We start from the raw sequence: 10,875 nt of genomic DNA, 5'->3' as shown, positions 1-10,875 counted from the left end.
AGTCATCCCAATTGGAACGTCCGCCGGTGGCGCTGCGAGCAGCCGCAGACCTGAGGGCTGCCGCGGTCATTTGGCCGTAAGGGCGTCCCAGACGTCGCGGGCCTGTGCCGTCGCGGCGACGTCGTGGACGCGCACGACCTGCACGCCCTGTGAAAATGCGACCAGCGCCGCCGCCAGCGAGCCGGGAAGCCGCGCCCGCGGCTCGGACGCGCCCGCCCGGCGCTCGATGAGCCCCTTGCGCGAGAAGCCGACCAGCACGCCACACCCCGTGGCGTGGAACATGGACAGCGCGCGGGTGACCGCAGCACCCTGTGGAATGGTCTTGGCAAAACCGATCCCCGGATCGACCAGGATCCGCCCGCGCGGAATTCCGGCGGCCTCGCAAGCCCGCACGCGCTGTTCGAGTTCGTCGAACACGTCGAGCGCGGGGTCCGCATAGCGGGGGGCTGCGTTCATGGTTTCCGGCACGCCGCGCATGTGCATCAGGACGACGGGCGCGCCGGAGCGCGCGGCCACATCAAGGGCTTCGGGATCGTGGGTCAACGCCGAGACGTCGTTGAGGATGGCCGCACCGGCGGCCAGCGCGGCGCGCATGACCGCGGCGCTGCGGGTGTCCATGGAAACCACCACGCCGCGCTCCGCCAGCCGGGCGACGACGGGTATGGCGAGGCGGATCTGCGCCTCCGCGGGGACCGGCATCGCGCCGGGGCGTGTGGACTCCGCGCCGACATCGACGATGTCCGCCCCATCCGCCACCATCGCCAGGCCGTGTTCGACCGCTTTGTCGGTATCGAGGTACACCCCGCCATCGGAGAAGCTGTCCGGTGTGACGTTGAGGATTCCCATGATGCGGGGCCGGTCGAGCGCGATGCCCGCAAAGGCTGGCCGTGGCGCCGACAGGCGGTCGAGCACGGCCGGGAGTTCCTCCGGCCAGGATGCCGGATCGTCGAGCGCCACCAGCGTCCGCTCGGACGTGGCGCCACGCCGGCGGACGATCTCGCAACGGTCGAAGCTCAACCATCCCCCCGCCAACGGGCGTGCGCCCGGCAGGGCGTGGCCGGGTGGCGTCAGCCCCAACGGGCGCACGTGGATCGCGGGCATATGCATATCGTCCAACATTTGGGCATCGTTAACCTTCGATGTCTAAGCTCTGAGCATGGATGTGGTGCGGTTCCTGGTTTTGGCATCCGGTTTGCCGTCATGCTGCCCCGCGTGGGATGGCACGGCAATTGCCAGGATCGGCCCGTGTCAGTTTGATTCATTGTGCTTCGCACCTTGGAGTGTCCGATGCTCGTTGCTTTGTCGATGGTGTTCTGTATGGTTTCCGAACCGACCCAATGTCAGACGGTGAAGCCGGTTATTCCGGACGATCAGCCGTTGAGCATGTCCAGCTGCCAGATCGCCGGACAGATCGAGGGCGCCAAGTGGATCAACGATCACCCGAAGTTTCGCATGACGCGGGTTCTCTGCACGGTCGGCAATCGGCCCAAGCAAGAGGGCGCGTAACCGGCCTTGCCGTGGCAACGCTGTTCGTTGCCGCGGCGTACCTTCCCGCCGGTGCCGCGGAGAAGCTCTCGCCAGCCGCGTTCCCCGCGGCTCCGGCGATGGTCCGCCCCGGCCCGGCGCAGCCGATCGGCGAATACGCCAACGGCTGCATCCGCGGTGCCGGTGAACTTCCGCCGGAGGGGGCCGGCTATCAGGTCGTGAACCTGTCGCGGCAGCGGAACTTCGGCCATCCCGTGCTGCTGGACTACGTCGCGACGTTGGCGAACCGGGCGCAATCCGATGGTCTCGGGCGCCTCGCCATCGGCGACCTGTCGCAGCCGCGCGGCGGGCGCATGGAAAGCGGCCATGCCAGCCACCAGATCGGCCTGGACGCCGATGTCTGGTTCGACCTGGACCTGCCGAACCTGCCGCGTGCCGAGCGGGAACGCACGGATTTCCCCAGCATGGTCCAGGCGGCGACGCAACGGGTCGACCCGCGGCACTTCGGCCCGCGGCAAAGACGTTTGCTGCGGCTGGCGGCGAGCGACGCGCGGGTGACGCGCATCTTCGTCAACCCGGCGATCAAGCTGGCGCTGTGCGAGGGCGAGACCGGTGACCGCTCGTGGCTGCGGAAGATCCGCCCGTGGTTCGGCCACGCATCGCACTTCCATGTGCGCCTCGGCTGCCCGGAAGGGACGGCCTCCTGCGTCCCGCAAAGCCCGGCCCCGCCCGGCGAGGGATGCGACGCCGAACTCCTGAGCTGGTTCGAGCCGCCGAAGGAAACGCCAAAGCCGCACGTCAAGCCGGCAATCCCGCCACCCCCGGCGGCCTGCGTGGCGCTGTTCGCCGAATAGGCCGCGAAAGCGCCGCTTGCCGCAATTGCCATTGTTGACCATCCTTGCTTCTGCAACGGCCGGCAAGGGAGGGGGCGGTGGTCATGAAACCGACGGTGCGGACGCTGATCACGCTTGTGCTGGGACTGGTCCTCGCCGCCGGGAATGTGCGTGCGGCCGACACGGTCCGCGTCGGCTCGAAGCTCGACGCCGAGAGCGGGCTGCTCGGCACCATGATCCTTCAGATGCTGGAGGCCAACGGCATCCCGACCGAAAACCGCATCCAGCTCGGCCCCACCAAGATCGTCCGCAGCGCCCTGCTGGCGGGCGAGATCGACCTCTATCCCGAATACACCGGCAACGGCGCCTTCTTCTTCACCATGGACAGCGACCCGGCGTGGAAGAACGCGGGTGCGGGCTATGAGAAGGTCCGCCAGCTCGACCGGGAGAAAAACAACATTGTCTGGCTGACGCCGGCGCCCGCCAACAACACCTGGGCCATCGCCGTGCGCCGGGACGTGGCGGCGCCCAACAGGCTCGCGACCATGGAGGATTTCGCCCGCTGGGTTGGCGGCGGCGGCAAGGCCAAGCTGGCCGCCTCGGCCGAGTTCGTCGAGAGCCCTGCGGCGCTGCCGTCGTTCCAGACGACCTACGGCTTTTCGTTGCGTCCCGAGCAGATCCTGGTGCTGGCCGGCGGCGACACGGCGGCGACCATCCGCGCGGCGGCCGAGGGCACGTCGGGCGTCAACACCGCCATGGTCTACGGCACCGACGGCGCCATCGCCGCGCTGGACCTTGTGGTCATGACGGACAGCAAGGGCGCGCAGATGGTCTACGAGCCCGCCCCCACGGTGCGTGCCGCGGTCCTGGAGAAGAACCCGAAGATCCGCGAGGCGCTGGACCCGGTCTTCGCCTCGCTGAACGCCGAAACCCTGCGCGCGCTGAACGCCAGGATCTCCGTCGAGGGCCAGGACCCGAAGCAGGTCGCCTCCTCCTACCTCAAGTCCAAGGGATTCCTGAAGTAGCGGAGATGATCCGCAACCGCGTCGTCCTCCTGCTGGCGCTGGCCGTTTTGGCGGCGGCGCTGATGCTGCCGTTCCTGAGCTACGCGCCGAACCGGCTGCTGTCGGGGCGCGGGATCATGCTGTCGGCGGCGCTGGCTTGGCCCTGGGGGCTGGCGCTGCTGCCCGGCGCCGTGCTGCTCGCCGCCCCGTTCCTGCCGCCGACCCGCAGCGTGCTGTGGGCTATCGCCGTTGCTGCCATCCTCCTCACGGCGGGGCTGGTCGAACTGGCCGGACAGCAGGCGGCAATGCTCGCCGCCAGCGCCCCGGCGGCGGCGCGCACCTCGTTCGGCGCCGGCTTCTGGGGCATGGAGGCGGCGGCGCTGCTCGCCGCGGTGGATTCCGTGCGCCGCCTGGAACTGACGCCGCCGCTGCGCATCGGCGCCGGTGCCGCGGCACTCGCGCTGATCGCGGCGCCGCTCGCGGCGGGCCACCTCGACCAGTTGTCGATCCTCAAGGAATACGCCAACCGGCGGGACACCTTCGCCGAGGCGGTCGTGCGGCACGGCGTCATCGTCGCGGCGGCGCTCGTGCCGACGCTGCTCGCCGGGGTGCCGTTGGGCGTTTTGGCGCAACGCTCCCGCGCCGTGGGACGGCTGGTCTTCCCGCTGCTCAACGTGGTGCAGACAATCCCGTCCATCGCGCTGTTCGGGCTGCTGCTGGCGCCGCTGTCGGCGCTGGCGGGCGCCTTGCCGGGGCTGGGGATCAGCGGTGTCGGGATGGCACCGGCGGTCATCGCGCTGACCCTCTATTCCCTGCTGCCCATCGTCCGCAACACCGCGGAGGGGCTGGCCGGCGTCCCCGACGCCGTGCGCGAGGCGGCGCGCGGCATGGGCATGACGCCGCGCCAAATCTTCCTCCATGTCGAGGTGCCGCTGGCCCTGCCGGTCTTCCTGTCGGGCCTGCGGATCACGCTGGTGCAGGCGGTCGGACTGGCCGCGGTGGCGGCGCTGATCGGGGCTGGCGGCCTGGGCGCCATCATGTTCCAGGGGCTGTTCGCCAACGCGCTCGACCTCGTGCTGCTGGGCGCGGTGCCGGTGATCCTGCTTGCCGTCGCCGCCGACGCCACGCTGCGGCTGCTCGTGTCGCTGGCCGGGAGGGGAGGGGCATGATCGCGTTCGAACGGGTGACCAAGCGGTTCGGCCCCTGGGTCGCCGTGGATTCCGTGTCCTTCGAGGTCGAGGACGGCGCGTTCTGCGTGCTGGTCGGCCCGTCGGGGTCGGGGAAGTCGACGATCCTCAAGATGATCAACCGCCTGATCGTCCCGGACGAGGGCACCATCCGCATCGATGGCGAGGACATCGCGGGCGCCCGGCCGGAGGAACTGCGGCGGCGCATGGGCTACGTCATCCAGTCGGTCGGGCTGTTCCCGCACTGGACGGTCGAGCGCAACATCGCCACCGTGCCCACGCTGCTGGGCTGGCCGAAGGCGCGCGTGCGCGACCGGGTGACCGAGTTGCTGAGCCTGCTCGACCTGGACCCCCGGCGCTTCCGCGACGCCTTCCCGCACCAGCTCTCGGGCGGGCAGCAGCAGCGCGTCGGCGTCGCCCGCGCGCTGGCGGCGGAGCCGCGCATTCTGCTGATGGATGAGCCGTTCAGCGCCCTCGACCCGATCACCCGCGCCGCCTTGCAGGGGGAACTGGCTGCCATCCATCGCAAGACGCGGACGACCATCGTCTTCGTCACCCACGACATGGACGAGGCGCTGGCGCTGGCGACGCGGATCGCCGTCGTCCATCACGGTCGGCTGATCCAATTCGCGCCGCCGCTGGCGATCCTGACCCGGCCGGCGAACGGCCTTGTGCGCGACCTCGTCGGCCGCGAGGAGTGGGGCTTGAAGCGGCTCGCCGTCGAAACCATCGGCCAGCGTGCCCAGCCGGGCACGGCATCCGGGGATCCTCTGCCCGCGACGGCACCGCTGCGCCGCGCCCTGTCCGAGATGGTCGCGCGCGGCACCGATCGCATCGCGGTCGTCGGCGAGGACGGACATCCGGCCGGTATCATTCACCTCAGCGATCTCGTGCGGCCATGACCGGGCGCTCGTCGCTGACGGCCCTGGTGACCGACCGCCTGACGCTGGCGCTGCTGGTGCTGGCCGCGCTGGTGCTCGGCATGCCGGCGCTGAAGCCGCTGTTCGCCCTGCTGTACCCGGCGCTCGACCGGCCGCTGTACGAGGCCGACAGCTTCCTGGCGCTCACCGCCGATCACCTGACGCTGGTCGGCCTGTCGAGCCTCGCAGCGGTGGGGCTCGGCGCCGCCGCCGGTGTGTTCGTGACCCGGCCGGCCGGGGCGGAGTTCCGCGGCCTGCTGGAGGCGGTGGCCACCATGGGCCAGACCTTCCCGCCGGTCGCCGTGCTTGCCGTGACCGTGCCGGTGATCGGATTCGGGCCGGAACCCGCGTTGATCGCGCTGACGCTCTACGCCCTGCTGCCCATCGTGGAGAACACCGTCGCTGGCCTGGAAGGGGTGCCGGAATCCGTGCTGGAGACGGCGCGCGGCCTGGGCATGCGGCCGGCCGAGATCCTCGTGCGGGTCGAACTGCCGCTGGCCGCGCCGGTGATCCTCGCCGGCATCCGCACCGCCGTCGTCATCAACGTCGGCACCGCCGCCATCGCGTCGACGGTCGGGGCGAAGACCCTGGGGCTGCCGATCATCATCGGGCTGAACGGGTCGAACCCGGCCTACGTCCTCCAGGGTGCGATGATCGTCGCCGCCCTGGCGGTCGTCCTCGACTTCGGGTTCGATCGGCTCACGTCCCTGCTGTCCCGGTGGCGAAAGCCGTGACGCCGAGTGGGCCTCAGCTGGCCGCCGTCGCCAGTCTCTCCTCCGCCGCGGTGCGGGCCGCGGCGAACGCGGCCTCGACGGCGCGCAGCGGCGGGTCCAGGTCGGCATCCGCGCTCTCGGCCGCCCGCTGAAGGATGCGGCAGCGGCTCGACAGCTCCATCATGCCGATGTTGCCGGTGAGGGACACCAGCGCGTGCGCCTCGAAGGCGATCAGCCGACGCTCGTCGGCCACCTGCAAACGCCCGATCCGTCGTTCCACATCCACCAAACTGTCGCGGACGAAAGCCGGAACGGCGTCGGCGCCGATGGACACGCCCAACGCGTCCCAGGCAGCGTGCTTGAGGAGCGGCACCTCCTCCGCTGCCGCCACCCGCTGGGCAACAGGGGGCGCGTCGGCGATGTTGCGCACCCAGCGGTGGATGGTGCCCAGCAACAGGCCCGGCTCGATGGGCTTGGTGACGTGATCGTTCATGCCGCTGTCGAGGCACTTGCGCAGCTGTTCGGACAGGGCGTTCGCGGTGAGCGCGATGATCGGGATCCGCCGCTTCGGGCTGTCCAGCCGTCGGATTTCCCCCGTCGCCTCGAAGCCGTCCATGACGGGCATCTGCAAATCCATCAGCACCACGTCGAAGCTGCCGTCGCGCACCGCGGCCACCGCCGCCGCCCCATCCTCGACGATCTCCACGCTGTGCCCGGCCTTCTTCAGGATCGCCGAGGTGACGATCTGATTCATCGGCACGTCCTCCGCCAGCAGGATGCGGGCCGGGCGGAACTGCGGCACCGGCCGGGCGTCGGCGGCGTCCTCGTCGGCGTGATCGCAGCGGGCGAGCGGCAGCTCGAACCAGAAGGTGCTGCCGAAACGCAGGGCGCTTTCGAAGCCGATGCGCCCGCCCATCCGTTCGGTCAGCTGCTTGCTGATCAGCAGCCCGAGCCCGGTGCCGCCATGGCGCCGGTTGGTCGAGCGGTCGCCCTGGCTGAAGCGCTGAAACAGCAGCGCGTGGTCCTCCGTGGCGATGCCGGGGCCGGTGTCGGTCACCGCGAAGCGCAGCGTCGGGCGCTCGTTGTCCGCGACGGCGACCGATGCGGAAACCAGCACGCTGCCGTCGTCGGTGAACTTGATGGCGTTGCCGAGCAGATTGAGCAGCACCTGCCGGATGCGGGTCTCGTCGCCGCGCACGAAGCGCGGCATGTCGTCCGCCAGCACCATCTGGAGCAGCAGGCTCTTCCCCGAGGCCGCGTTCGACATGAGGTCGCGGCAATCCGTCAGCAGCCGGCGCAGGTCGAATCCGCGCTCTTCCAGCGTGAGCTGGCCGGCCTCCATCCTGGAGCAGTCGAGAATGTCGTTGATGATCGCCAGCAGGCCGCGCCCCGCCTCGCGTTGCAGGGCGACGTAGCGGCGCTGCTCGACCGTGAGCGGCGTGTCGAGCAGCAGATCGGCAAAGCCGATGACGCCGTTGAGCGGCGTGCGGATCTCATGGCTCATCGCCGCCAGGAAGTTCGATTTGGCGCTGTTCGCGGCATCGGCCTGATCCCTGGACAGCCGCAGGTCGCGCTCGCGCTCGGCAAGCCGCACCGACATCTGCTTCATGGACCGGGCCAGCGTGGCGATTTCGTCGGGCGCACGCTCGGTGTCCAACGCCACGTCGAGCGCCACATGGGACACCAGGTCGGCGTCACCGCTGCCGATGCGTTCCGCGAGTCCGCTCAGCCCGGTCATCCAGCGCAGCACCGAGACGTGCGCGACCGCCCAGGCCATCGCGAACGCCGCCAGGAGGGCCGTGGCGAGCAGGGCCAGGCTGCGGAACAGGTCGCGCCGGCCTTCCGCGAGAATCGGGTCCTTGGGCAGGCCGATCATGAAGCGGGCCTCGGTCCCGGCGATCTTCCGGGAGCTCCAGATGCGCCGGACGCCGTCGGCGCTCATCGCTTCGATCTGGGCCTCCTCGTCCCTCAACACGGTCTGCACGAAGGGCAGTTTGCTCATGTTCTGTCCCGTCCAGCCCTCCGGGTCGGGGTGGCGGGCCAGGATCGTTCCGGCGCTGTCCAGGACGGTGAATCGGGCCTCCGGGTGCCTGCTGCGCTGCACCAGCTCGGCCATCCAGGCGAGGTCGATGGACACGCCGAGCACGCGGCGCGACCCGTCCGGGCCGGTGATCGGCTGCGCCGCGATGAGGATGGCCTTGCCGGACCGCTTGCCGACGATGTAGTCGCTGACCACGAAGCCGTTGGTCTGCACCGCGCGCTGGAAATAGGGGCGGTCGGCGAAGTTGAGGTTGGTGTCGCGTCCGGGGCCGGTGGTGTCGCAGATGAGCTGGCCGTTTATGTCGGCGACCCAGGCGCCCGTCGTCCAGGCGTTGCGCTTCGGCAGCGCCTTGAGGATACCGACGCATTCGTCCACGTCGTTGTCGGCGCCGTTGATCGCCGGAATCATCGCGAGCACGGCCAGCAGGTTGCGGGCGTCCCGGATGATCTCTTCCTGACGCTGGACGCCGGTCCGCGCCAGTTCCCGCCCCAGATCCTCGGCCTCGGTCAGCCGTTTGGTGACGCTGACATCCACATACCAGACGGCCGCGGCGAACGGCAGCGCCAGCGCCGCCAGGACGAGGGCGAGCAGGTGCATGCGAAGGCTGTTCAGCCGTAGGCGCCGGGCAAGTGAGGAGGGCATGAGGGGGCTTCTTGTCACGGATCTCCTCCTCACACCATGGCGTATGCCCCGGCCTCTGACCAGCGTCAAACAAGGCGCGTAAGGTCGCACGGACACACGCTTCAGGAGGCCGGGGCCGGAATCGGCCGTCCGCCGGGGACGAGTGCCTTCTTTTACTTCTTACGGGCCTTGCGCGCTGCGTAGCGGGCGTCGCGGGCCGCTTTGCGTTCGGCTTCCAGGGCCGCCGCGCTGGCAATCCGATCGGCCGCTTCCTGGGCGGCGGCGGCTTCGCGGGCGATGCGCTCGGCTTCCTCGGCGGCCAACGCCGCCTTCTTGGCTTCGAGTTCCGCGGCCTTCTGGGCGTCACGCTCCGCCTTGCGCGCGGCGGCGCGGTTTTCGCGCGCGATTCGGGTGGCTTCGCGGGCAGCCTCCCGTTCGGCGAAGGCCGGGTCGTTCACGCCGGGCTTGGCGCGGAACTTCTCCATCTGGGCCTTCTTCGCGTTTGCGGCTGCGCTCAGCCGGTCGGCAAAGCCCGGATTCTTAAAGCTGCTCATCGTGCTCCGATTCCTGGAATTGGCGGCGTTCGACTCCGGCGCTCGACGCCGGACGCCCACCGGCACGCCCACACGGGTGAGCCCGCCGGGCCGGGGCAGGGGGCTTTCGGGCTTCGCCCACCCCTCTGCCGAGATGCCGGACCTTTAACGCGGTGCGATGACCATGACCATCATGCGGCCTTCGACTCGAGGCATCTGCTCCACCTTGGCGATGTCCTGGAGCTGGTCGCGCACGCGGATCAGCACGTTCATGCCCAAATCCTGGTGCGCCATCTCGCGGCCGCGGAAGCGCATGGTCAGCTTGACTTTGTCGCCCTCTTCGAGGAAGCGGGTCGCCGCACGCATTTTCACATTGTAGTCGTTGTCATCGATGTTCGGCCGGAGTTTGATCTCCTTCAGCTCGATGACCTTCTGCCTCTTGCGGGCCTCGTTCGCCTTCTTCTGCTCCTCGAACCGGAACTTGCCGTAGTCGAGGATCTTGCAGACCGGCGGCTCGGCCTGCGGTGCGATCTCGACAAGGTCGAGTTCGGCGTCCGCCGCCGCGTCGAAGGCGTCGCGCAAGGACACGATGCCGATCATCTCGCCGTTGGCGCCGACGAGACGCACGGTGCGTGCGGTGATTTCCCGATTGAGGCGCGGACCATCGCGGACCGGGTCCGCGTCATAGAGCTTGGCTATGTCAGTCTCCTAGGTTTGTTCAGGCGTGTCGTCGTGGGCTTGGTAAACCCGCCGCGATCACTGTAGCACGGCATGGCCGTGTTTGCCCACGTCTGAAGAGTGGGTTCAGCCCAGGATATCGAGGATGATCGGGCCGCCGTCAAGCCATGCCGGCCGCATCACTCCCCGGCCGCCGCCTGAACCGGGCGTCCCAGGTAAATTCCCTGGCAGCGCTTGTCGCGAACCAGCTTCGTCATCGGTGCGCGCCAGACATCACCCTTCTGGCCGACCAGTTCAACGATGAGCAGTTTGTGATCCAGGCGCAGTTCGTAACCGTCGATGTCGGTGATGGTGCTGGTCGGGGAGAACGCGCTCTGCGGGATGGTGATCGACCGCTTGCCGAGCGCGACCGTCACGGGCGATTCATAAGGGCAGGTGTTCGCGGTCGCGGCGCCTTCGTTGGCCCCGGCCGGGCCGCCGAACCCGCACAGTGCGGCCGACGCGAAAAGCAGTCCGACACCAAGCCTATGCATATGCCCCTCCGTCACTGTGCGATGCAGCATACCGCGCCGGAAGGATTAAACTTGTCGAAAAATTGCGTCAAGTGGTAGCGAAAACCGTCATCGCTTTGGTCTTCGCGGCCTCGGGAATTCACTCCCACGGCGAGACGCGCCGGTCAGCCCTGTACCGCGGAGCGGCCCGAATGGAACAGTTTGGAACACTTTGGAACAGTGTGCAGGGGGTGTTCCATTCGTACCTCCCTCCTCACCCGCAAAGGGATCGTAATCCTAGCGCGAAGCGAGCGAACACAGCAAGAACAATTTGCGCGCTCGGCCGAAGGCGCTATGCTACCCCCACGT

11 protein-coding genes are annotated in these 10,875 nt (G+C 69.1%); 6 read left to right on the top strand and 5 right to left on the bottom strand.

The window, feature by feature from the left end; all coding sequences use genetic code 11:
- Nucleotides 1-66 precede the first annotated feature (66 nt).
- Nucleotides 67-1,101: a dihydropteroate synthase gene (gene folP, locus ACSVDD_RS03870; protein ID WP_448187962.1), complete on the bottom strand. Its 1,035-nt coding sequence runs from the start codon at nt 1,099-1,101 to the stop codon at nt 67-69.
- A 186-nt stretch (nt 1,102-1,287) separates the two neighbouring features.
- On the opposite strand from folP, the gene ACSVDD_RS03865 reads away from it, so the two are divergent.
- The 6 genes from ACSVDD_RS03865 (at nt 1,288) to ACSVDD_RS03840 (ending at nt 6,163) form a co-directional block, all read left to right on the top strand.
- Entirely contained in the window at nt 1,288-1,506 is a 219-nt protein-coding gene (locus ACSVDD_RS03865; RefSeq protein WP_448187961.1) for a hypothetical protein, read from the top strand.
- Between the two features lie 11 nt (nt 1,507-1,517).
- Nucleotides 1,518-2,339 (top strand): penicillin-insensitive murein endopeptidase, encoded by an 822-nt coding sequence (mepA, locus tag ACSVDD_RS03860; protein ID WP_448187960.1) that lies wholly within the window; start codon nt 1,518-1,520, stop codon nt 2,337-2,339.
- An 83-nt stretch (nt 2,340-2,422) separates the two neighbouring features.
- Complete coding sequence (gene osmF / locus ACSVDD_RS03855; protein WP_448188507.1) at nt 2,423-3,343, top strand: glycine betaine ABC transporter substrate-binding protein OsmF; 921 nt, start codon at nt 2,423-2,425, stop codon at nt 3,341-3,343.
- A gap of 5 nt (nt 3,344-3,348) precedes the next feature.
- A complete protein-coding gene (locus tag ACSVDD_RS03850) occupies nt 3,349-4,491 on the top strand; it encodes an ABC transporter permease (protein WP_448187959.1) in 1,143 nt (380 codons plus the stop codon).
- On the top strand, nt 4,488-5,411 hold the full coding sequence (locus ACSVDD_RS03845) for an ABC transporter ATP-binding protein (RefSeq protein ID WP_448187958.1): 924 nt from the start codon (nt 4,488-4,490) through the stop codon (nt 5,409-5,411). Before ACSVDD_RS03850 ends, ACSVDD_RS03845 begins: the two co-directional genes overlap by 4 nt.
- A complete protein-coding gene (locus ACSVDD_RS03840; protein ID WP_448187957.1) occupies nt 5,408-6,163 on the top strand; it encodes an ABC transporter permease in 756 nt (251 codons plus the stop codon). Before ACSVDD_RS03845 ends, ACSVDD_RS03840 begins: the two co-directional genes overlap by 4 nt.
- 13 nt (nt 6,164-6,176) lie before the next feature.
- Here ACSVDD_RS03840 and ACSVDD_RS03835 read toward each other — a convergent pair whose 3' ends face one another.
- From ACSVDD_RS03835 to ACSVDD_RS03820, 4 genes are all read right to left on the bottom strand, one after another.
- Nucleotides 6,177-8,825 carry an ATP-binding protein gene (locus tag ACSVDD_RS03835; RefSeq protein ID WP_448187956.1) on the bottom strand — a complete coding sequence of 883 codons (2,649 nt, stop codon included), beginning with the start codon at nt 8,823-8,825 and terminating at the stop codon, nt 6,177-6,179.
- A 152-nt stretch (nt 8,826-8,977) separates the two neighbouring features.
- On the bottom strand, nt 8,978-9,358 hold the full coding sequence (locus tag ACSVDD_RS03830) for a DUF6481 family protein (protein WP_448187955.1): 381 nt from the start codon (nt 9,356-9,358) through the stop codon (nt 8,978-8,980).
- Nucleotides 9,359-9,502: 144 nt separating this feature from the next.
- Nucleotides 9,503-10,036, bottom strand: a complete 534-nt coding sequence (gene infC, locus ACSVDD_RS03825) for a translation initiation factor IF-3 (protein WP_448188506.1) — start codon at nt 10,034-10,036, stop codon at nt 9,503-9,505.
- 158 nt (nt 10,037-10,194) lie between these two features.
- Entirely contained in the window at nt 10,195-10,548 is a 354-nt protein-coding gene (locus ACSVDD_RS03820; RefSeq protein ID WP_448187954.1) for a hypothetical protein, read from the bottom strand.
- Nucleotides 10,549-10,875 lie beyond the last annotated feature (327 nt).

This window comes from Azospirillum terrae (assembly GCF_053470425.1).
Note: the sequence above shows the minus strand (reverse complement) of the source record. Positions and strands in the feature narration are given on the sequence as shown.

Excerpts from the sequence above, each read along its gene's own strand:
- folP (WP_448187962.1), bottom strand. The coding sequence starts at position 1,101 with ATGCCCGCGATCCACGTGCGCCCGTTGGGGCTGACGCCACCCGGCCAC.
- ACSVDD_RS03865 (WP_448187961.1), top strand. The coding sequence starts at position 1,288 with ATGCTCGTTGCTTTGTCGATGGTGTTCTGTATGGTTTCCGAACCGACC.
- osmF (WP_448188507.1), top strand. The coding sequence starts at position 2,423 with ATGAAACCGACGGTGCGGACGCTGATCACGCTTGTGCTGGGACTGGTC.
- ACSVDD_RS03850 (WP_448187959.1), top strand. The coding sequence starts at position 3,349 with ATGATCCGCAACCGCGTCGTCCTCCTGCTGGCGCTGGCCGTTTTGGCG.
- ACSVDD_RS03845 (WP_448187958.1), top strand. The coding sequence starts at position 4,488 with ATGATCGCGTTCGAACGGGTGACCAAGCGGTTCGGCCCCTGGGTCGCC.
- ACSVDD_RS03840 (WP_448187957.1), top strand. The coding sequence starts at position 5,408 with ATGACCGGGCGCTCGTCGCTGACGGCCCTGGTGACCGACCGCCTGACG.
- ACSVDD_RS03835 (WP_448187956.1), bottom strand. The coding sequence starts at position 8,825 with ATGCCCTCCTCACTTGCCCGGCGCCTACGGCTGAACAGCCTTCGCATG.
- ACSVDD_RS03830 (WP_448187955.1), bottom strand. The coding sequence starts at position 9,358 with ATGAGCAGCTTTAAGAATCCGGGCTTTGCCGACCGGCTGAGCGCAGCC.
- ACSVDD_RS03820 (WP_448187954.1), bottom strand. The coding sequence starts at position 10,548 with ATGCATAGGCTTGGTGTCGGACTGCTTTTCGCGTCGGCCGCACTGTGC.